Below are 21,659 nucleotides of genomic sequence, written 5' to 3' on the forward strand. Positions count from 1 at the left end.
TTGTTGATTGGGTATGAGGGACCGTTGCATGGGGGAGATTTGCATGGTCCCTCTTTTTTGTTGTTATAATCTTTTTCCTGGTTGTGAATTTTGGAAAAGTTAAAGGCTCATCTGAAAATTGATGAGAATTCCGGATGATGCTTAAGGACAGATCTGTAAACCGATGAGGGTTTCGTACAATGTTTAGTGCAAATCTGAAAACCGATACATGTTCCGAATGATTTTAGACAATCATTCAACTTTTCAACTCAGCAACTTCTCAAAAAACACTAAAAACGTGCATACATATACAGCGGATTAAAATATATGTAATAAATATGCAAACAAAGCTTAAAAATTCGCTTGGGATATAAATAATTATTACATTTGTGCCGCATAAGGGAAGCCTTGTGCATGCATTTATTCTTAACAGCGAATAGGTGCATTTTTTGTGTAGATAATATTGTAAAAAGTATTGATAGGTATGCCTGAAGTACAGAAGATTAAATTAGTGTTGGAAGACGGAACTGTCTTCGAAGGAAAATCATTTGGATACCATAAGTCGGTGGCCGGAGAAGTAGTGTTTAATACCGCCATGACTGGTTATCCTGAAAGTTTGACCGACCCATCATATGAAGGGCAAATACTTGTTTCTACCTACCCTCTTATTGGTAACTATGGTGTGCCAAAAAACGATACTGAGAATGGTATTCCTAAATTTCACGAATCGGATCGTATCCATATTTCAGGATTAATAATCTCTGATTACTCTTTTGAATATAGTCACTGGAATGCGGAAAATAGCCTCCGTGAGTGGTTGATTCAGAATAAAGTACCTGGTATCTTTGGTATCGATACGCGTGCTTTAACCATGATTTTACGCGAAAAAGGTTCGATGCTTGGTAAGATTGAAATTGAGGGGGAAGAGATTGATTTCGTAGATCCTAATAAAGAGAATTTAGTTGCCAAGGTTAGTGTTAAAGAAAAGAAGGTATACGGTAACGGGAAACACAAAGTCGTATTGGTCGATACCGGAGCTAAAAACAACATTCTTCGTTGTTTACTTAAGCGCGATACAACAGTTATTCGTGTTCCTTGGGATTATGACTTTACACAAGATGACTATGATGGTATCATGTTATCAAATGGACCTGGAGATCCGCAAATGTGTGAAGTAACCATTAAGCACATTCAAAAAGCTATTGAAATAGGTAAACCGATATTTGGAATTTGTTTAGGTAACCAGTTATTGGGTATTGCATCAGGTGCATCTACTTATAAACTCAAATATGGCCACCGCGCACATAATCACCCGGTGATCAAAGTAGGAACAGATACCTGTTATATCACCAGTCAAAATCATGGTTTTGCCATCGATAATGAAACACTTGGTGATGAGTGGGAACCGTTTTTTGTAAATATTAATGATAAGACTAACGAAGGGGTTAAGCATAAAACTAAACCTTTTTTCTCAACACAATTTCATCCGGAAGCATCAAGTGGACCAACGGATACAGAATTCTTATTCGATGAGTTGATTGCAAGGATTGAAGAAAGTAAGTAATTGTATAATAGCTATATTATATGAAAGAGCAGCCAAGTGGTTGCTCTTTTTTATTATTTTAGGTGTGAAAAAAATAGCTAATGAAAAATCACTACCTAAGACCTTTATTGATTGTACTGAGTTTTGTATCCATACACTCTTCTATTGCCCAAATAAACTGGGAAGTATGGAATGAAGCCGAATCGTTGTATCAGAATAAACAGTATGCAGCAGCCCTTAATTATTTTTCAAAAATTGAAAAAGAGAATCCTTATTATGGGAATACTTATGTCCGGAAAAGTTATGCCAATTACCATCTGAAAAATTATAAAGATGCTTTGTTGGAATTAGAGAAGGCCTATGTTTATAAGCCTCTCGACTCTCAGTATTTTTATATGAAAGGGCAGTTTCTTGATAAAAATGAAGAGTTTGATAAGGCATTATTCTACTTTGACTTGTTAATAAGTATGGAGCCAAATAACGCCCGTTATCGAAATTACCGGGGAAACATTCATTTGGAATCCCAACATTTTAAGAGTGCTATTACGGATTATAATTTTGTTTTAGCTCGTGATCCTAAAAAGTATAGTCTTTACTTTAGCCGTGGTGCAGCAAAGTTTAATCTTAAAATGAAACGCGAAGCTTGTCTGGATTGGTTGTATGCAAAGGAGCACAATAAGTCATGTAAAAATTACTTCTTCTATAAATGTAACAACGAGGATTTGAGACCGATTACTCATCCAAAGTTCCCCATTGAGAATATTGAAATGCCGGTTTGTGTTGTTGGAGTCGATTCAAGTGTGGTTAACTTTATCAGTTTAGAACTTAATTATCCTCTAAAGGCGCTGTTTAATGAAGAGGAAGGTATGGTGTTAGTTCAATTTGATATCTCAGAGGATGCGCAACTTGAAAATATCAAAGTATTACATTCTGTAACGCCTGAACTGGATGCAGAAGCCATTCGTTTGGTTAATTTAACAAGTGGCAAATGGGTCAAACCTGCTACGAAGAATGGGAACGCCATACGCTCATCCCATGTTTTGCCAATCAGCTTTAGAATTGAACAATTAAACTTTACCGAACAGAGTTTGCTGGAGCGTTTGAAGGGAGATGATGTCTCTGATAATAAAAAAATCATTCAAAGCTGCGCGGATTATCTATTGATTAATCCTTTTGCTTATGATGTATTTTTAAAGAGGCAGGAGGCCCTAATGGCACTTGGGCTTAATGATCAAAAGAATTACAAAAGCATCTATAAGAAATTACGTTCATCATCAACATTTTTACATACTGAAATTATAAGTTATAGTAAGTGTGCTAAGTTGTACTTCAATGAAGAATGGGAACTTACAAGCCCTAAATATGCTTGTTATTATCGTCTTGCTCAACTAGAAAATGGTTTAAGGATTGAGGGTGCTTATCGTGATTTTTTAATGGATGGAAGCTTATATTCATCTGGTGAACTTAACTATGGTAAAAAAGATGGCGCTTTTCAGTTTTTTTATCCAAACGGACAGTTAAAAAGCGAATACCTATTCGATAATGATATACCGTTAGGTTTATGGAAGTTTTATTTCGATGATGGTAAATCAAAGCATTTGGTAGAAATAAAAGATCATTCCTTCAATGTTATAAGCTCTTTTAATGAAGATGGGTGTCAAACCGTTGAGAAGAGTACCGGCAATTGGGAGTATCAAGTGCCAATTTATAATCATTCAGATACTTTAAATGTGACTGGTGAATTGCAAAATATGTTATGGGTTGGAGAGTGGGAGCTTAAGCTTTCAGATAACTTTAAACTAGTTGAGAAATATAAAAAGGGTAAATATATATCTGGAGAATATACTGAAAACGGAAAGACTGTGCCTTTAAAAATTGCTCAGATTAAACCCAGCTTTCTGGTTCCTGGTGAAATTTTGAAGGCATCGAAGTTGGAGTTGGATCCTAAAATAAGACGTTCAACCTATAGTAATATGTTGGATAATTATCGATTCGAATATGTTACTAATTTATAAGGTTGTTGATAGATGGAAGTCGCAGAATATACAGCACGTGTTAATAAAACGCTTGATTATATTGAATCAAACCTCGACCAGCAGTTTTCTCTGGATGAGTTAGCAGCTGTAGCTAATTTCTCCAAGTATCATTTCCATCGCATATTTATGGGTGTGATGAATGAAACACCGTTTCAGTTTATTACTCGATTACGATTGCAACGAGCTGCCACCTTATTAGTGATGAACCATAACCTAAGGGTTGGTGAAGTGGCTTTTCAGTGTGGTTTTACTGATATTTCAATCTTTTCCAGAAATTTCAAACAGCACTTTGGTCAATCGCCAACTGCTTGGTTATATCAGATGCGTCAAAAAAGCAATTTGAGTCAAAGCAATAGCAATCTTGAGAAAGTCAAGGAGGAGTTAAGCGTCTACTTTTGTTCGTATACAAAATCACTAAAATGGAATACGAATATGGATCTTAACAAGAGTATCGAAATTAAAGAGTTGCCGAATATGACAGTTGCTTAGGTGCGTCATATTGGGCCTTACAAAGGCAATGAAGAATTGTTTAGAGGCCTATGGCAGAATATTATGACATGGGCAGGATCCCGTGGATTAATGGCACAATCAGACTTGAGGTCTTTAGCTGTTTATCATGATGACCCGAACATTGCGGAAGAGATGAAGTTGCGAATCAGCATTTGCATTACAGTACCTGAAGATACTAAAGTTGATGGCGAAATAGGTAAGATGCAGATTGAAGGTGGGCAATATGTTGTGGTAAAATTTGAGGTGCAGGCGCATCAATTCGCTGATGCCTGGAACTGGATTTATGCCAGTTGGATTCCTGAAAGTGCTTACCAGCCTGATGATAAACCATGCTTTGAAATGTATACGGAAGAACCGAAAGACGAAACGTTTTTAGTAGATATATGTGTGCCGGTTCGGTCTATGTAAATTGTGATTTATAATTCAAGCAAAGCTGTCAGAACAGTCATGTAATTGAGTGAATAACCTTTTGACCTTTGTCAGTTTGTTCAGATGAACATATGCCTACTTCGGTGGAGCTTCGGGGCTTGTTCGTACCAACAAGGGTATAACTACGCTCCCAGCGAGGTTGATCCGAAGAAGGTACCTATTTGGTGCCATGTAGCTATGCTGAGGATGCTGCTCTATTTTTAGTCTGATGTAATTTTAATATCTTTAAAAAAACCGGCTGCTTTAACTCTATTTTAATCTAAACATTAATGTTATGGAAGATTTAATTAACATCTACTCAGATACCGAACTTACTGTTGCTCATCTTAAAAATGCTTTAGCTGATAATGGTATCGAATCGATGATAAAAAACGATTATGAGTCTGGCGTATCTGCTGGTTTCGTGGCTGGAACTCAAACCTCCGTTGATTTATATATCTTTAGTAAAGATGCAGATATAGCCCAGCCAATTGTTGATAAATTTGTAAGCGAACTTAAAAAGTAATTCGAATGAATTTACCTCTTGCCGCTGATATTGAAAAGGCTTACGAACAGATTAAACCATTTGTACATCAAACGCCTGTTCTGACTTGTAAGAGTATTAATGAAATATGTGGAGCGGAACTTTTTTTTAAATGTGAAAATCTGCAAAAGGTGGGTGCTTTTAAATATCGCGGAGCTACCAATGCTGTTTTGTCTTTATCTGACGAACAAAAGAAGCATGGCGTTGCTACTCACTCATCTGGAAACCACGCAGCAGCATTAGCTTTAGCCGCGAAAATTAATGGCGTGAAAGCACATATTGTGATGCCGGAAAATGCACCTGAGATTAAGAAGAAAGCTGTGGCAGGTTATGGTGCGCAGATTACTTTTTGTCAACCAACATTAGCGGCACGTGAGAGTACTTTGGAAGAAGTGATTCGTCAAACTGGTGCTGTTATGGTTCATCCTTACAATCAATGGGAAGTGATTTGCGGACAAGGAACGGCATCATTAGAATTATTGCAGGATAATAAAGATTTAGATATCATCATGACTCCTGTTGGTGGAGGAGGTTTGCTGAGTGGTACTGCTACATATGTAAAAGAAGTTTTTCCTCAGCTGAAAGTAATTGCGGGTGAGCCAGCAAATGCAGATGATGCCTATCAGTCCTTCAGGAAGGGCGTTTTTCAGCCTGTTGTCAATCCGGATACTATTGCTGATGGTCTGCGTACCTCATTAGGTTCACTAACGTTCGAAATAATCAAGAAAAAAGTCGATGACATTTATCTGGTGTCAGAAGAGAGTATAATACAGGCCATGCGACTAATATGGGAGCGCATGAAACTTATAGTTGAGCCATCGTCGGCTGTGCCATTAGCTGCGGTTCTTGAGAATCAGGCTTTATTCAAAAATCAAAAGATTGGAATAGTTATAACGGGTGGGAATGTTGATTTACAGAATCTTCCCTTTTAGATAAAAGAAAAATGCCTCGCAATGATATCGAGGCATTTTTGGGGAACGTAACAAGCAATTAAATTTGCTCAACTACAGTATGTTGAATTACTGATAGGTGATCAATGATTTACAATATATGTGCCAAAGTCTATCGTTGGAGTCTATTTGTGTTAATGTAAATAGTTTTAATTCCAGATGCGAAGAATGCTTCCGCTTACTGATGTTTGGTAGCGTTTAAGTGGCCATTTGGCCGGGCCTTTAACAATGCTGCCATATTCGGCTGCTACATTAAATTCAGAACCGCATTCAGGACACTTTAAAACAACATCACCCTTGTTAACCTCTTCCACAAAGAATGAACCAGTCTTATCGTGTTGGTGTGTACACATCAAATCAAATGCATAAAACTCAGTTGGTGTAACTTCAAATACCACAACCCCATTGATTCCGACATAGCGGTTAGTGCCTCCCGGCATTACTATAAAAGGATTGCTTCCGGAGTATTGAGGATTGTCAAGGTTTATCTCTGCGGTAAAACGAATATTAGGTATAATTTCTACACTATCTTTTTGACAAGCTAATGTGAAAAATGGTATTAATAGTAGCGTAATGAGCTTCTTCATTGAAATCTATTTATCTACAGTAACGTTTTTGTTTTTCCTTTATTGCAAAAATAGTAAATGCGATTCAGTCAAATGCCTTGATGTTTGCAAACAATTTAAACGAAAATGACGTATTACTAATCGAAGTTTGCTATTCTTCGTTTAAAAAATGGTAATTTGGCTCAGTATTAAATAAGAAAGTCATGGACGATATTGGTAACATACTGTATATACTTGCTATGCTGGCAGCATTGGTTTTTAGCGCAATTAAAAAGCAGAAACAAGCCAAAAAGCCAAGACCGATGCCCGAAAATGAAAGCCGGCCTGAGCATGATCCAATGCAAGAGCCGGAGGAAGATATATTAGGTGAGTTAAGGGAGCTGTTTCAAAAGCCTCAGCAAGAAGTTGTGAAAGAGGAAAAGGTAAAAAAAGTAGCGAAGGATGTGCCCTTGTACATGCAAGCTAAAAAGAAAGAAACAAAGCGTGCGATGACATCTAAAAAAGAGCATGTTAAAGTAGGAGAGCTTGAAGATGATAATGAAGGGTTTGAGTTTGATAAAGAGCAAATAGACTTAAGGCAAGCTGTCATTTACTCAGAGATTTTGAAACGGCCATATGTGTAATCAACTGCCATTGCACTAGTTGTTTATGGTGAGTGTGAGCGGTTGCTTTTTTGAACTTAATGATAACTTTTGTATATTTGTAACAAAGAGTTCTGGGAAATCGGGATTCTTTATTTTTTTTATATAACGGTACAGAATTATAGTAAGATAGAAGTAAGAGATGTCGTACGAAGTCATAAGAGATTCGAAATATTAAACGTTCGAATGAAAATTGCACAAGAAGTATGAGAGCTTAACTACATTAAATTTAGAGACATGAAATATATAACCGAAGCTGGCTTAAAGAAGCTTAAAGAAGAATTGCATCAATTAGAGACTTTTGAACGTCCATCTATTTCGAAGCAAATTGCTGAGGCACGTGATAAAGGTGATTTATCAGAAAATGCAGAGTACGATGCCGCAAAAGAAGCTCAGGGCTTACTGGAGATGCGTATTGCTAAATTGCAAGACACAGTTGCCAATAGCCGAATCATTGATGAATCGCGCATTGATACGTCAAAAGTACAATTGCTAAACAAGGTGAAAATTAAAAACCTAAAGAATAAGGCAAGCATGACTTATACTTTAGTGCCTGAAAGTGAGGCGAATCTTAAAGAAGGCAAAATATCTATTTCTACACCAATCGCCAAAGGTTTATTGGGTAAAGAAGTTGGTGACCAGGTGGAGATTCAGGTGCCAAATGGTTTAATGACTTTTGAAATTGTTGAAATATCAATTTAAGAAATAAGCCATGTCTACCATTTTTACCAAAATCGTCAAAGGAGAAATTCCATGTTACAAAATTGCTGAAGATGACCGCTTCTTTGCATTTCTGGATATTAATCCTTTAGCTAAAGGGCATACCTTGGTTATCCCTAAGCAGGAAACAGACTATTTATTTGATTTGGAAGATAATTTATTGGCTGATATGAATGTGTTTGCCAAGAAAATTGCCATTGCACAAAAGAAAGTAATAGATTGTAAACGAGTTGGAGTGGCTGTATTGGGATTAGAAGTGCCTCATGCACACATACATCTCATTCCGATGAATAGTGAGGCAGACGTGAATTTCAGGAATCCGAAATTGAAATTGGAAAAAGAGGAGTTTGAATCTATTGCAGATGCTATTCGAAAAGCACTGTAATCAGAAACATTATAATATACAGAAAGAGCTGCATTCGTAGCTCTTTTTTTTTGTTTCATAGACCTAGTTCGTTAATACTGTGTCGTTTGAAAAGTATGTATAATTTACAATAGATTGTCAGTGACAAATTACATACGCAGCTCACAAAACAATTACCACATACCGTCGTTTACATCCTGATGGGCTTACATTATTTTGACGAATGAACTGTTTTGGGCCGTCAATCGCTCCGGACTGATGGCGAAAATAAACGTGGTTCGTCAATTTTTAATTATGTTTGTAAGTGATGGAACTTTATTAATTATCAGGCGTATAATGCTTAGTTGTTGAGCGGTTTGGGGACAATACGTTTGTTAACAATATTAATGGGGATGAAAAAATATCTACTAGTGATTATTTTACTTCTGGTATGGACTGGAGTAGATAATATATTATTTGGGCAGACTCCGACAGCAACGGTTACTGTCGATCAGTTTCGACTCTGTGAATCAGGAAACATAAAAATGATTGTTGAATTTACTGGAGATGCACCTTTCGATTTTAAATATTGGATAAATAGTGGAATAATTGATCAAGGATTTGTAACTACTGCGTACAATAGTTACACCTTTGAATTTACAACAGAGTTTACTAAAACTGGATATTTGAGATTTTATGATTTTTCAGATACTAATGGAAATCCGGGGAGCATACTTGATGAAAATGGGGATCCTATTGTAGATGGACGTATTGATATCATTGTCAATAATAAGCCTAAACCAACTATCAATGCTCCACTACGCACTTGTGATTTAGATGTGAACCTTAGTGCAACTAAAGAATTTGAAAGCAGTACATGCTCATGGCGACTTGAAAACTCAAGTGATGGTACATTGAGTGACGAAAACATTACCAATCCAATTTTTACAGCTGCAAGTGAAGGAATCTACACTTTCTTTTTTACAGAAGATAATGACGGATGCATGAGTGATGAGATTGCTTATTCCAACTATGAAGTTATCAATACTCCTAGTCCATCTGGTGGTGTAATCAGAGATTCTGAAACAATTTGTGCAGGCGAACAAGCAACAATTGATTTGAATTTAGTGGGTGAGTTCCCAATTACAGTTTCATATACTGATAATGTTGAAGGCATTGATATTTATGAGTTTGACACCCATCAAATATTAACCCGAGAGTTAACTTCAAATGAAACGTATCAGGTTTATAAACTAACATCTATTAATGGCTGCGAAACAGTTATTAACGATGATGTGGATGTACATGTTGATAAAATGCCCAATGCCAATGCTGGGACGATAGATAGTCCGATATGTGGATTTGAGGCAGTGCTTGAACCTATTCTGACCGAAGGACTAAATAGTAGTGGTTATTGGACATTAATTGATGATAATGGAGGTTCAGGTCTTGAATTTGATGGCAATGAAATATCACTAGATTCAGATGTACAGTTTGCAGAAGAGATGTACGATTTACAATGGACAGAAGAAAATGAGGATAATACTGATTGTTATGACACTTCTGACCTAAGCGTAACGTTTTACAAAATACCAGAGAGTAACATTATAAAGGATACCGTAGAGTTTTACCTAGCTCGAAATTTAGATCTGCAAGCAGAGGAGCCATTGAAAGGTATGAAAGGGCTATGGGAAGTGATAGAAGAACCATCTCAGAAGCCTTTATTTGTTGATGCAGATAGTTCATATACAAAGGTTAATAATCTGATTATTGGTGAATATACTTTTAAATGGACAGTCTCAAATGGGGAATTCTGTGCTGATTATGAAACTCCAGATGAGATATCCATTTCTAATAAAGGAATTTACAAGACTACTGGCTTCTCACCTAATGGCGATGGAACTAATGAAATCTTTATAATTGGCGGTGCTAAAAACGTTGCCAAGAATAAACTAACTGTTTTTGACGTAACAGGAAAAATTGTTTACCAGGAAAACAATTTCTGTCACCCAAAAGATGATAAAGAAATAGGCTGGAACGGTCAAAAGAATGATGGCAATACAGAAGATGGTACTTACTACTATATTTTTGAAGGAGAGGGTATCGACCCAATCAAAAGTTACTTAATTATTAAAGGGAGCAAGCAATGAAAAATGTATTAAGAAATACTGTTTTAGCAGCGCTATTGTTTGTGACTATAATCCCGCTAAGTGCTCAAAAGGAACTAGTGATGAGCCAGTATATGCATAATCGATATGCATTAAATACGGCTTTTGCGGGTAATCGTGAAGTGTTATCCTTGTATGGTGGTTACCGACAAAAGTGGTCTGGTATTGATGGAGCGCCGGGTTCAATGTTGTTTAGCATGCATTCGCCTTTAAAAAATGAGAATGTCGCCGTGGGACTTGAAGTTTATAACCAGCAGTATGGCGTTAATAAGCAAACGGGTTTTGCTTTATCATATACTTACCGAGTTAAAATGTCGGGAAACAGAAAACTGGCGTTTAGTATCAACGGAGGTGGTGGTTTTTACAATGCCAACTGGTCCGATGTTAATACCTTCGATGGAAATGGAGGAGCAGGAGTGCTTGATGATGTGTTTGCAGTCAACGAATCTAATTTTGCACCGGCAGTTGGTTTTGGTACAGCCTGGTATTCCAGTAAGTATTTTGTAGGCTTTTCGGTACCTAACTTTTTTTACTATGATCCGTATGTAGAAGGAGGTTCCAATGAATTTGCATTAAACAAAGCCAATTATCTGGTGACTGGCGGTTATCTTTTTACCTTGTCAAAGCGCTGGCATTTACAGCCAAGTTTTATGGCACGCATTAACCCGGAGTTTGACTCAACTGTTGATATTAATGCGAGTATTATTTATAACAACATGTTGTGGTTAGGAACGGCTTATCGAACCAATAGTGATTTAGTGGCGATGGTCGCCTTTCAAATTTCACCTCAATTGCGATTTTCATACAGTTATGATTACGGCATGGGCGATATAGGTTCGTACAACGATGGTACACATGAAGTGGCCATTCAATTTGATTTTGGACGTAAAGTCCATACTCCTAATCTGAAATTCTTTTAAACCTCCAGTATGCGTCAATTAATAATTATCTTCAGTTTTATACTTTTAAGTAGTTATCAGCTGATGACCGCTCAGGACCTAATCGTTAATAAATTGGAGTTTTCAAAGAAGTATGAAAATGAGAGGGCTCCGTTCATACAGGATTCTTTGTTGCTTTTCAGTTCTGATAAAAATGTTAGTGCGTTTAGCAAAGAGTTAGATCAGAATGGGAATAAACTCTTTAATCTAATGATGGTCCATCAACGAGAGGATTCCAGCTGGACAAAAGTGAAACAGTATCTCCCTTCCTATTTCTCGGGTTTGGATATTAAATCAATTTGTTCTTTGCCGGATAGCAATGAGGTTTATTTTACAGAGTTGCAAGTGCAAGATAGAAAACAAAGTTCTTACGGAATAAAAATGGCCAAGAAAAAAGGAGATAAGTATCGCAGTGCACGTAGAAGTCCTTTTAATTCAAGGCGCTACAATACAGCTCACCCAAGTATTTCACCTGATGGAAAGTATCTGTTTTTTATATCTGATTTGGCAGGGGGTTATGGTCAGACTGATATATACGTTTCAGTGCGAACAGGAACAGAATGGGGACCTGCACAAAATATAGGTTCGAAGGTAAATACAACCGGTATGGAGGTATTTCCATTCTATCACGAGAGTGGTAAGCTCTATTTTGCATCTGACAGCCTGGGAGGACAAGGAGGTTACGACATTTTTTATACCTATAGAACCGATGATGGTTGGGCGCAGCCTGTTGCAATGGAAGAAGGGATTAATACGCCAGCCAATGAGTTTAGCTGTTACATCGACCCAAGTGAGCAGCATGGTTATTTTGCTTCTGACCGCTATGGTGATGACGATTTATTTGAGTTCACTTATTCTTTTCCCACCTTTGGCCCTGGAACCAAGCAAAAAGAAAATACCTATACCTATCGTTTTTACGATCGTATGAACGGTAAAGGTGATGGTCCGCTTAAATACCGCTGGTTTTTTGGAGATGGAAATACTGCTGAGGGTGATACGGTTATTCATCAGTTTAAACAACCAGATACTTACCATGTACAATCGGTTCTAGTTGATACAATTGACAATGTTGAACTATTTGTGTTGAACGATTTTTACCAGGATGTGAAGAAAAAAATACAGGTTTATATTAATATGCCTGATGAGGTTAAGTTAGGTGAATTACAAACACTTGATGCCTTAGAGTCGAACCTTGGTGACTTCGAGCCTAATGGCTTTTACTGGGAATTGCCTGATGGAACAAAACAAAAAGGTGAAACTATTCAGTATATTTTTCGAACAAAAGGAAAACACATTGTTAAATGCGGAACCATTTGTAAGAATGACCGAAACAAAAAAATGTGTACCTACAAAGAAATTAACGTAATCGAATAATTATGTCCAAACTACTTAAGCTATCATTTATTTTATTGTTGGTCGGAACAATGGTTAAAGCACAACCAGTTCCAGGTGCAGATGAAAACATTCCGAATCTGATAACTTTTGGAGCCAATGCTGAAACTTCATGGGGAGATGCCAACTTTTGCCAAATCATCTTTTTTACCGTTCCTGAAGGACATAATGCACCTATTTATATAAAGGTTTTTGACCCCGATTGTGGTGGTGAAAACGATGAGTTGCAAGGTGAATGGAATACCCAGACATCGTTTAGTATTTATGGCGGACAAGGTAGTTGCTCAAGTGAGGATGCCAAAAAATTGAATTTGGATGGGAATTATGATGAAGGTACTTTACTCGCATCTCAAACCTTTGGAAACGATAGCGAGCACGATATGAAATGGTACACATTTGGACCTATAAATCCATCAGAGGGTGAGTATTTGCCCGATGAAGGAGGGCATGTGTTCAAAATTATCATCGAAGGCGTCGATGGTGATGACGGCAATATGTATCAGCTGTTTATGAGTACCAAAAAGGATAGTGAGGATGAAGTAGAAGGAGGTTATGCTTTTTATTACAAATACACAGTTCGCCTGCATGATAACCCGCGAGAAATATCTCACATTTACCCCTATGTAAATGACTCAAGCATCGTATCCATTAAGCAAACGAATTTCGATTGGGATAACGATGGACGAATTATTGTTCGCTCGGTAGCCACCGCTTATAAACCGATGAAAATATCAGGTGATGATGAGTGGGCCACAAGTATGTACGATATTAAGCCTGATGAGTACAATACCTCTCTCGATATTCAAATGCACAAAAATCGAACGGGTGACTATCGAAATAATAACGTGGTTATATATTTCGAAAACCAGTATGGTGAGTTGCTTAAATCTTACAGTGTGCCAATTGGAGGTGTACCTAAGTACAAGGGGAATCCAGGAGCTGAGGAGTTATAATAAAGTTGATTTGTATATTTATATATATAACTAATCTCTCTATTATAGCGTATATCTGACTAAATGCAAACAAGACAATGATGAATAAAACGATTATATTGCTAATGTTGATTTTATCAATAATAGCACCGATTACCAGTTTTTCTCAGTCCTTCGATTTTAAAATATATAATACTTCAGAGGGCTTGGCAGATAACGACATCATTGCGCTTGTTCAAGACAAAAATGACTACGTGTGGATGGCAACTGATGAAGGATTAATTCGATACGATGGTATCGATTATCAGGTTTATACCGTATCGGACTCATTAGCACATAATTACATAAATTGCTTGCATTTCGATAAGTTTGACCGCCTGTGGATTGGCCATAAAAATGGCTTAATAAGCTATAAAGAGAATGGGCAGTTTTATAAGATCGAGGTCGAAGGAGCTTCTCAATTAATATCTGATATCGATGGTGATGATGATGGCAATATTTGGGCTATAGATCAAAAACAAGGAATAATAAGAATTGATCGTGAAGGTAGCATCACAACGTTCTTTGACAGAAAACTTTTTGGTCGAAAAAATTATACCGCCTTAAAGGTACTTTCATCAACAAAATTACTTATTGGAACTGCGCGTAAAGGATTGTTCGTTTTCGATTTTCAGGATGATTTTGCAAATGCAACTATCACTAAGGTCGAGGGTATTCCTAATAGTTGGATAAACACTATTGTTAAAAGTAAAAAGGAAGACAAATATTGGATCGGTACAAGAGGAAAAGGTTTCTTCTCATATCGTGCCACTGAAAATAACCAAGGTGTAAGCCATATATCAGATAATAACCTTTGTCGAAAATTTAATATCGAAGATGAAGAGGTAACTGATATTTATGAAGAGGCAGAAGGTCATGTGCTTGTCTCAACGGTGGGCAGTGGTGTCATTCGATTGATTTACGATCCTGTTAACGGCCAATTTAATGACTCATTTAAGTACTCCAATCATAATGGGCTAAGTAATAATGATGTTCAGGATATACTGTGCGATCGTGAAGGAAACTATTGGTTTGGTACGAAGGGTGGTGGCGTTTCGTTGCTGGTTAATCAATATTTCGTTTTTTATAATCTGGATGAAATCGGCTTTAGGTACAAAGCACGCTCTGTTTATAAGGATAAGGACGAACTATGGATTGGCCTTGATAGAGGATTAATTCAGACAGATCCAATGTGTTTTGATGTCAGGTATTTTGATGCCCAATATGGAGGTGTACCAAATGATGAGGTTGTCGACTTCTATAAAACAGCGGATGAAACCATCTGGATTGCTACAGCAAAAAGTGGCTTGTATTATAAGAAAAAGAATGCTGAGAAGTTTCAAAAGAAACATTACTACAATGATCAGTTAGCTCTTCGAATTAATGCTATCACTGGCTTTGAAAATATGCTTTTATTAGCCACACAACGTGGTTTGGTAATCATTGATCTGAAGAGTGATGAGATCAAAAACTATGAGATAAAAGACGGATTGTCACATAACAATATCAATTTTGTTTTTGTCGACTCTAAAAATAGTATTTGGGTTGGGCCAAAGGATGGAGGGTTGTGTAAAATTAATCCTGATCTTAATCGTATTGAGCGACATCCGATAAAAGATAATGTGGCTGTTGATGTAACGGGTATGTCTGAAGATAAAAACGGACAATTTTGGTTGAGTACGAAGGGAGAGGGTGTAGTTTGTTATGCAAATGAAGCTGTTGTCAGGCAGGTTACAACTGTTGATGGGCTCAAGAAAGACTTTTGTTATGACATACTTAAAGATATAAAAGACAAACTTTGGATTTGTCATGATGGTGGTTTATCCCGACTAAACATCGTCAAAGGATATGTGAAGCCTTATGGGCATAATGATGAACTTGGGGATGAATTTTTTCAGGTAACGCATGATGATGAAGGTGGTGTTTGGTTTGCATCAAACAAAGGAGTTGTAAGTTATCTACCTGAAAATGATCGACCTAATAATGTGGCTCCGATACTTAATATTACAGCTTTAGCTATTAACGATGAACCTATAGATATTAATCATAAATTAAAGTTAAAATATCCGTATGGTAAGGATTCTTACAAATTAAGAATTGATTTTAGGGCTATTAGTTTTAAAAATCCTGAAGGCGTTACCTATCAGGTAAAAATCGAAGAAGAAGGAGAGGAAAAAGAGGCGACTAAGTGGGCTGAACTTGGAAATATTAGTCATAAGGAGATTGATTATTTAGCTTATGGTAATTATAAAATTAAGATAAGAGCCTTTAACGCTGACGGCAAGGAAACAAGCCTTCTAAGAACCTTGGTTGTGCAAATTGATAAACCCTTTTGGCGCGCACTGTGGTTTTATTTAGTTGTCGGATGCTTTCTCATTGCTTTATTTTATGGATTTATAAAATACAGAGAGCGAGCCCTCGTTATTCAGAAGCAAAAACTTCAGAGGGAAGTAGCAACTCAAACCGTGGTATTACGCGAACAAAAGGCTGAAATTGAGCGTAAGAACAGAGATATTACAGATAGTATCAACTATGCCAAAAAGATTCAATCGTCAATATTGCCTTCGATGGATGATTTAATGGATGTTCTACCTGGCTCATTCGTGTATTTTATGCCGCGCGATATTGTAAGTGGTGACTTTTATTGGTTTAACCGAACTAAAGACTATTTCATTGCTTGTTGTGCCGATTGTACCGGACATGGTGTTCCTGGCGCATTTATGTCAATGATTGGAACCACCATTCTTAATGATATTTTCCGATTACCTCAAATTGATTCTCCTGCTGCTATGCTTGAACGTTTGGATGAAGAAGTGAAGAAACTTCTGCAAAAGAATGAAGGAAACGAAAGTATGGATGGGATGGATATTTCGGTTGTTGAAGTACATATTCCTACGCGTAAAGTGCGATTAGCATCGGCTAAGCGTCCTGTTTATCTTATTATAAATGATGAGATGACAACTTATAAAGGAAGCCGAAGAAGTATAGGAGATAGTTATGAAGAACAATTAAGTCCATATGTTAATGTCGAGTACAATTGTAAGCAAGGTGACCAAATCTATATGTTCTCAGATGGTTATCCTGACCAGTTTGGTGGTCCACTAGGTAAAAAGTTCATGAAGATTGGTGTTCAAAACCTGATTGAAGAAATGCATGTTAAATCCGCCGAAGAACAATTTAACCAGGTTAAAAACAATTTTGAAAACTGGCGTGGAGATCTCGATCAAATTGATGATGTATTGTTTATGGGGATAAAACTATAATATATTACGATAAATAACGTAAAGTAAAGCTGCTCAGTGTGATGTGGCTTTTTTTATACCATTTTACTGCCTAAATGTGTTACGTTTTTAACTTTTTGCTATTAACTAGTATAGAAACCTAATAACCAGACATGGCATGAAAAACATGATTTTAGATAAGCTTGTTAAAAAAGCGACTACTATTTGGAGCGATATTGAATCAGAAAAGGAGCTAAAAGTTAATGCTTTAAAAACAGTAAAGAAGCGTTTAGAGACCATTGCAACCCCGCAAGAGGAGAATAATGTGAAAATTGAAATCGTCAGACAAACATGTCGTCGATTAAAAGAGCTTTACCCAGCCTATGCTCACGCTATAGATGAAATCATAAAACCTTTTGAGCATCATCTGAAATTTGACAATATTGCTATCCTTCCATTTAAGCAAATTGATGCCTTAACCTATCGCATCTTTATGAATCAGAATATGATGGGATTTGTTGGCTAAAAAAAAGGGTTTCCAAAAATGGAAACCCTGTGTGGTTAATTGTTTAAGGGTTAAAATGAAATTTCATTTTAACTATCAGACTAAACTTTAATATTTCAAATACAAAAATGGGCTGTGGATAATCATAGTATCTGCTTAAACCTTTGGTATTATGAAAGTAAACTTAATTGAAAACCACAGCCCTTTCTAAACCCATGAGAAACTATTCACTTACGCCAATAGCTAAATACGCTTTCGCATTCACCTATATAGACACTTTATTTATAGAAAGGGGTGACAAAAGTGTTATCTTTTTTTGAAATTACTTTATTAGATAGGATTTAAGAGGTGTCATAACAGTCGTTTATAGGAGTGTTGAATTGAAATTATTTATTATAAATTTGCATCACACAAATACGATGTGATGGGAAGAGAAAGAACACCTCATATAGGTCTTTTCGGAAGAAGAAATAATGGTAAAAGCACTATAATTAACTGTTTAGCTAATCAGGATATTGCAATAGTTTCTGATTTTGCAGGAACCACAACCGACCCCGTGAAAAAGTCGTTTGAAATAACAGGTTTCGGTCCGGTAGTGTTAATTGATACCGCAGGAATTGACGATGTAGGTGAGTTAGGGCAAAAACGCATTCAAAAAACCATTGGTGCAATCAAGTTGGTTGACCTCGCCATTCTGGTAATTATCAATAATCAGTTTGATGAAGAAGAGCGTTCGCTCATTGCAAAGTTTAAGGAGCAGGAAACCCCTTTTATTGTTATTCATAATAAATCAGATAAATCTACATTACAACCAAAGACTTTAGAATTATATAAAAAGGCTGGTAGCCCTTTTGTGTTGCCATATAACTATATCAATGGTAATACTGAAGCTATTGTTGATTCCATCAAACAAACCATTCCTGAATCAGCATATACAACACCTTCATTGGTAGGTGATTTAATCAATTATGGTGACATCGTTTTATTGATTACTCCCATTGATATTGAAGCACCTGAAGGACGTTTAATTTTACCCCAAGTTCAAGCGATTCGTGATATACTGGATAATGATGCAATTTGCATTGTGTTAAAAGAGCGAGAAGTTGATGCCTTCCTGAAGAAAACAAAAATAAAGCCTGCCTTGGCTATAACAGATAGCCAAATATTTTTAAAAGCTGATGCTTCTATTCCTAAGGATATTCCATTAACAAGTTTTAGTATTCTATTGGCACACTTTAAGGGTGATTTTGATAACTATTTGAAGGGAACTGTTAAAATAGACGAGTTAACTGATGGCGACCGTGTTTTAATGCTTGAATCGTGCTCACATCATGTGGCTTGTGATGATATTGGACGAGTGAAGATTCCAAGATGGATAGCTTCCTATACAGGGCAGAAGTTGGAGTTTGATGTAATAGCAGGCTTGGATAAGGTTGAGCGTCCGATTGATGACTACGCGCTTGTAATACAATGTGGAGGTTGTATGATTACACGCAAGCAATTACATAACCGGTTAGGACCAGCCAAATCGAAAAAAGTGGCTATTACCAATTATGGTATGGCAATTGCCTATGTGCAGGGCATTTATTCACGGGCTATTACTCCATTTGTTCACCAATCAAAAGTAGAAAACCCTGATTATTTATAAGTATTAGTTGGTGAACCTTTTATGTGCTATGTGCTTAATAGTTGTGCTATAACAATTAAAAACGTAGGTTTGTCAAATAGAAAACAACGCAAAGAATTTGGATATGATTTATAATGCTGGTGAAAAAACGGCAGTTTCGTGCGGTGATAAAAAAATAAGCTACAATTCTCTTAAACAACATATTGCGATCTATTCAGGGTTGCTTAAAGATTTATCGATAAATCGAGTCGCTATCTTTTCTGAAAATCAAGTAGGATGGATTTATTCATTCTATGCCGGCTGGTATAATAATGCCACAGTGGTTCCAATTGATTTTATGTCATCAGAAGATGAAGTAGCTTACATTCTTCAAGATTGTTTTCCGGAGGTGGTTTTTACTTCTAATGAGAAGAAAGAATTATTAGAGGCTTCGATAGCAAAGGCAGGTATTCAAACAAAAATCTTTGTAATTGAAGAATGCGATGAGCTGGAGATTCAAGGAGAAGAACTGCAACAGGAAATTAATGACGATGAGGAAAAAACGGCTGTCATCATTTATACCTCAGGTACAACAGGTAGCCCTAAAGGGGTGATGCTTTCGTTTAAAAACCTGATGGCTAATGTAGATGCAGTTTCAAATCAGATAAATATTTATACCAAAGATGATGTCGTAATGATGCTATTGCCAATGCATCATATTTTTCCGTTGATGGGTACTATGATTGCGCCTTTGTTTGTTGGAGGTACCATTGCTTTATCGCCATCAATGGCGTCGGAGGATATTATTAAAACGTTGCAAGAAAATAGAGTATCAATTGTTATTGGTGTACCACGCTTATATTCAGCTATTCGCAAAGGTATCCGGACTAAAATTGATAGCAGTGCAATTGCTCGTCTCTTATTTAAACTAGCAAAGACGATTAATTCACGAAGTTTTTCCAAAAAGATTTTTAAATCGGCCCATCAAAAGTTTGGTGGTGCGGTAAAATACATGGTATGTGGTGGTGCTGCACTCGACCCAGAAGTGGGTGGTGATTTTGATACGCTTGGCTTTGAAGTGCTTGAGGGCTTTGGAATGACCGAGGCGGCACCTATGATTACATTTACTCGCCCGGGGCGTGTTCGTATTGGTAGTCCGGGTGAAGTATTGCCTACGGCTCAAGTTGAAATAAGGGAGGGTGAAATTGTAGTAAAAGGTCCTAATGTGATGCAGGGGTATTTTAACCGGCCTGAAGAAACAGCTGAAGTTTTAAAAGATGGATGGTTATATACCGGCGATCTAGGTCGATTAGATGATGATGGTTATTTGTATATCACCGGCAGAAAGAAAGAAATTATTGTGCTTTCGAATGGTAAGAATATCAACCCTTCGGAGATAGAAGCCAAAATTGAAAATAGAGCTGCTTGCGTGGCAGAAGTTGGTATTTATGCAGATAGAGATCAACTAAAAGCGATTGTAGTACCAAATAAACCTGATTTTATTGGTTTAAATGATGGACAGATTACTGAAAAACTCCGCTGGGAAGTGATTGATGTTTATAATCAGTCGGTTTCACCTTACAAAAAGATAATGGATTTTTCGGTAACCAATACCGAATTGCCACGAACGCGGTTAGGTAAATTGCAACGATTCAAATTAGCTGAGTTCGCTGCTGTTAAGGAGGATCAGGTTGAAGAGCTTGAGGATATTAGTTTGGAAGAATATAATATCGTAGCTGATTTTATTTCAAGTGAAAAGAATTGCAATGTACGACCCAGTAACCATATTGAATATGATTTGGCTTTAGACTCACTTGATAAAGTTGGTTTATTGGTGTTTATTCAATCTACTTTTGGTATTGAAATGGAGGTTGAGCAACTGGTTGGTTTCTCATCAGTTTTACAGTTAAGTGAATATATTGCAGAGAAACGCACGAAAATGGCGGTTGAGAAAATCAATTGGTCAAAGATTCTTAAGGAAAAAGTAAGCTTGCAATTACCACGAACATGGTTTACTGGTGCTGTGTTTTTGAAGATATCAAAACTGTTTTTTCAATTGTATTTCCGTTTCAGAGGCAAAGGGTCTAATAATATTCCTGATGGTCCGTGTATTATTGCCCCTAACCACCAGAGCTATTTCGATGGACTCTTCGTGGCTTCATGGTTGAAGAATAAGAACATCAGGGAAACTTATTTTTATGCCAAAGAAAAGCACATTAAGTCGCGCTTTATGAAATATTTTGCCAATCGTCATCACATCATTATCATGGATTTGAATAAGGATTTGAAAGAATCAATTCAAAAGATGGGCGAAGCATTAAAGAAGAAGAAAAAGTTAATCATTTTCCCGGAAGGTACCCGTTCTTTTGATGGTACTTTAGGGGAGTTTAAAAAGACATTCGCCATATTAAGTCGTGAGCTAAATGTGCCAATTGTACCGGTTTCAATTAAAGGAGCCATAAATGCATTGCCGCGTGGCTCGAAATTTCCGCGACCATTTAAAAAGGTGAGTGTTGAATTTTTAAAGCCTGTTTATCCAAGTGGTGAATCATATGAGGCTTTGTCAGAAATAGTTTATAAAAGTATTTCTGTGAATCAGGAGCCTTTGAAAGCATAAT

At 36.8% G+C, this 21,659-nt stretch carries 18 protein-coding genes; 17 read left to right on the plus strand and 1 reads right to left on the minus strand.

Going from position 1 to position 21,659, the window contains the following annotated elements; translation table 11 throughout:
* Positions 1 to 463: 463 nt before the first annotated feature.
* The 6 genes from carA (at position 464) to JIV24_RS09015 (ending at position 5,952) form a co-directional block, all read left to right on the plus strand.
* Positions 464 to 1,543 (plus strand): glutamine-hydrolyzing carbamoyl-phosphate synthase small subunit, encoded by a 1,080-nt coding sequence (carA, locus tag JIV24_RS08990; RefSeq protein WP_200464698.1) that lies wholly within the window; start codon positions 464 to 466, stop codon positions 1,541 to 1,543.
* Between the two features lie 80 nt (positions 1,544 to 1,623).
* The gene (locus tag JIV24_RS08995) at positions 1,624 to 3,537 is read left to right on the plus strand and encodes a TonB family protein (RefSeq protein ID WP_200464699.1); all 1,914 of its coding nucleotides are present in this window, start codon (positions 1,624 to 1,626) and stop codon (positions 3,535 to 3,537) included.
* 12 nt (positions 3,538 to 3,549) lie between these two features.
* Positions 3,550 to 4,047 (plus strand): helix-turn-helix domain-containing protein, encoded by a 498-nt coding sequence (locus JIV24_RS09000; RefSeq protein ID WP_200464700.1) that lies wholly within the window; start codon positions 3,550 to 3,552, stop codon positions 4,045 to 4,047.
* Positions 4,048 to 4,476 carry an AraC family transcriptional regulator gene (locus JIV24_RS09005; protein ID WP_200464701.1) on the plus strand — a complete coding sequence of 143 codons (429 nt, stop codon included), beginning with the start codon at positions 4,048 to 4,050 and terminating at the stop codon, positions 4,474 to 4,476.
* A 295-nt stretch (positions 4,477 to 4,771) separates the two neighbouring features.
* Positions 4,772 to 5,002: a putative signal transducing protein gene (locus JIV24_RS09010; RefSeq protein WP_200464702.1), complete on the plus strand. Its 231-nt coding sequence runs from the start codon at positions 4,772 to 4,774 to the stop codon at positions 5,000 to 5,002.
* Positions 5,003 to 5,007: 5 nt separating this feature from the next.
* The gene (locus JIV24_RS09015; RefSeq protein WP_200464703.1) at positions 5,008 to 5,952 is read left to right on the plus strand and encodes a pyridoxal-phosphate dependent enzyme; all 945 of its coding nucleotides are present in this window, start codon (positions 5,008 to 5,010) and stop codon (positions 5,950 to 5,952) included.
* Between the two features lie 167 nt (positions 5,953 to 6,119).
* Here JIV24_RS09015 and JIV24_RS09020 read toward each other — a convergent pair whose 3' ends face one another.
* A complete protein-coding gene (locus JIV24_RS09020) occupies positions 6,120 to 6,557 on the minus strand; it encodes a Rieske (2Fe-2S) protein (protein WP_200464704.1) in 438 nt (145 codons plus the stop codon).
* Between the two features lie 182 nt (positions 6,558 to 6,739).
* On the opposite strand from JIV24_RS09020, the gene JIV24_RS09025 reads away from it, so the two are divergent.
* From JIV24_RS09025 to JIV24_RS09075, 11 genes are all read left to right on the plus strand, one after another.
* Positions 6,740 to 7,159: a hypothetical protein gene (locus tag JIV24_RS09025; RefSeq protein ID WP_200464705.1), complete on the plus strand. Its 420-nt coding sequence runs from the start codon at positions 6,740 to 6,742 to the stop codon at positions 7,157 to 7,159.
* Positions 7,160 to 7,414: 255 nt separating this feature from the next.
* Positions 7,415 to 7,879: a transcription elongation factor GreA gene (greA, locus tag JIV24_RS09030; RefSeq protein WP_200464706.1), complete on the plus strand. Its 465-nt coding sequence runs from the start codon at positions 7,415 to 7,417 to the stop codon at positions 7,877 to 7,879.
* Between the two features lie 10 nt (positions 7,880 to 7,889).
* Positions 7,890 to 8,282 (plus strand): HIT family protein, encoded by a 393-nt coding sequence (locus JIV24_RS09035; protein WP_200464707.1) that lies wholly within the window; start codon positions 7,890 to 7,892, stop codon positions 8,280 to 8,282.
* 371 nt (positions 8,283 to 8,653) lie between these two features.
* Positions 8,654 to 10,390, plus strand: a complete 1,737-nt coding sequence (locus tag JIV24_RS09040) for a T9SS type B sorting domain-containing protein (RefSeq protein ID WP_200464708.1) — start codon at positions 8,654 to 8,656, stop codon at positions 10,388 to 10,390.
* Positions 10,387 to 11,328 carry a PorP/SprF family type IX secretion system membrane protein gene (locus JIV24_RS09045; protein ID WP_200464709.1) on the plus strand — a complete coding sequence of 314 codons (942 nt, stop codon included), beginning with the start codon at positions 10,387 to 10,389 and terminating at the stop codon, positions 11,326 to 11,328. Before JIV24_RS09040 ends, JIV24_RS09045 begins: the two co-directional genes overlap by 4 nt.
* A 9-nt stretch (positions 11,329 to 11,337) precedes the next feature.
* Positions 11,338 to 12,720 (plus strand): PKD domain-containing protein, encoded by a 1,383-nt coding sequence (locus JIV24_RS09050; protein WP_200464710.1) that lies wholly within the window; start codon positions 11,338 to 11,340, stop codon positions 12,718 to 12,720.
* 2 nt (positions 12,721 to 12,722) lie between these two features.
* On the plus strand, positions 12,723 to 13,691 hold the full coding sequence (locus tag JIV24_RS09055; protein WP_200464711.1) for a hypothetical protein: 969 nt from the start codon (positions 12,723 to 12,725) through the stop codon (positions 13,689 to 13,691).
* A gap of 80 nt (positions 13,692 to 13,771) precedes the next feature.
* Positions 13,772 to 16,972: a two-component regulator propeller domain-containing protein gene (locus JIV24_RS09060; protein ID WP_200464712.1), complete on the plus strand. Its 3,201-nt coding sequence runs from the start codon at positions 13,772 to 13,774 to the stop codon at positions 16,970 to 16,972.
* 136 nt (positions 16,973 to 17,108) lie between these two features.
* Positions 17,109 to 17,456, plus strand: coding sequence for a VHS/ENTH/ANTH domain-containing protein (locus JIV24_RS09065; protein WP_200464713.1), 348 nt, complete (start codon positions 17,109 to 17,111; stop codon positions 17,454 to 17,456).
* A 403-nt stretch (positions 17,457 to 17,859) separates the two neighbouring features.
* Entirely contained in the window at positions 17,860 to 19,083 is a 1,224-nt protein-coding gene (hydF, locus tag JIV24_RS09070) for a [FeFe] hydrogenase H-cluster maturation GTPase HydF (protein WP_200464714.1), read from the plus strand.
* 103 nt (positions 19,084 to 19,186) lie between these two features.
* Entirely contained in the window at positions 19,187 to 21,658 is a 2,472-nt protein-coding gene (locus JIV24_RS09075) for an AMP-binding protein (protein WP_200464715.1), read from the plus strand.
* Position 21,659: the final 1 nt, after the last annotated feature.

The sequence above is a fragment of the Carboxylicivirga marina genome, assembly GCF_016612505.1.
In the GTDB taxonomy this organism is placed as follows: Bacteria; Bacteroidota; Bacteroidia; order Bacteroidales; family Marinilabiliaceae; genus Carboxylicivirga; species Carboxylicivirga marina.

Coding starts and splice junctions, on each gene's coding strand:
- carA (WP_200464698.1), top strand. CDS start 464: ATGCCTGAAGTACAGAAGATTAAATTAGTGTTGGAAGACGGAACTGTC.
- JIV24_RS08995 (WP_200464699.1), top strand. CDS start 1,624: ATGAAAAATCACTACCTAAGACCTTTATTGATTGTACTGAGTTTTGTA.
- JIV24_RS09000 (WP_200464700.1), top strand. CDS start 3,550: ATGGAAGTCGCAGAATATACAGCACGTGTTAATAAAACGCTTGATTAT.
- JIV24_RS09010 (WP_200464702.1), top strand. CDS start 4,772: ATGGAAGATTTAATTAACATCTACTCAGATACCGAACTTACTGTTGCT.
- JIV24_RS09015 (WP_200464703.1), top strand. CDS start 5,008: ATGAATTTACCTCTTGCCGCTGATATTGAAAAGGCTTACGAACAGATT.
- JIV24_RS09020 (WP_200464704.1), bottom strand. CDS start 6,557: ATGAAGAAGCTCATTACGCTACTATTAATACCATTTTTCACATTAGCT.
- JIV24_RS09025 (WP_200464705.1), top strand. CDS start 6,740: ATGGACGATATTGGTAACATACTGTATATACTTGCTATGCTGGCAGCA.
- greA (WP_200464706.1), top strand. CDS start 7,415: ATGAAATATATAACCGAAGCTGGCTTAAAGAAGCTTAAAGAAGAATTG.
- JIV24_RS09035 (WP_200464707.1), top strand. CDS start 7,890: ATGTCTACCATTTTTACCAAAATCGTCAAAGGAGAAATTCCATGTTAC.
- JIV24_RS09040 (WP_200464708.1), top strand. CDS start 8,654: ATGAAAAAATATCTACTAGTGATTATTTTACTTCTGGTATGGACTGGA.
- JIV24_RS09045 (WP_200464709.1), top strand. CDS start 10,387: ATGAAAAATGTATTAAGAAATACTGTTTTAGCAGCGCTATTGTTTGTG.
- JIV24_RS09050 (WP_200464710.1), top strand. CDS start 11,338: ATGCGTCAATTAATAATTATCTTCAGTTTTATACTTTTAAGTAGTTAT.
- JIV24_RS09055 (WP_200464711.1), top strand. CDS start 12,723: ATGTCCAAACTACTTAAGCTATCATTTATTTTATTGTTGGTCGGAACA.
- JIV24_RS09060 (WP_200464712.1), top strand. CDS start 13,772: ATGAATAAAACGATTATATTGCTAATGTTGATTTTATCAATAATAGCA.
- JIV24_RS09065 (WP_200464713.1), top strand. CDS start 17,109: ATGAAAAACATGATTTTAGATAAGCTTGTTAAAAAAGCGACTACTATT.
- hydF (WP_200464714.1), top strand. CDS start 17,860: ATGGGAAGAGAAAGAACACCTCATATAGGTCTTTTCGGAAGAAGAAAT.
- JIV24_RS09075 (WP_200464715.1), top strand. CDS start 19,187: ATGATTTATAATGCTGGTGAAAAAACGGCAGTTTCGTGCGGTGATAAA.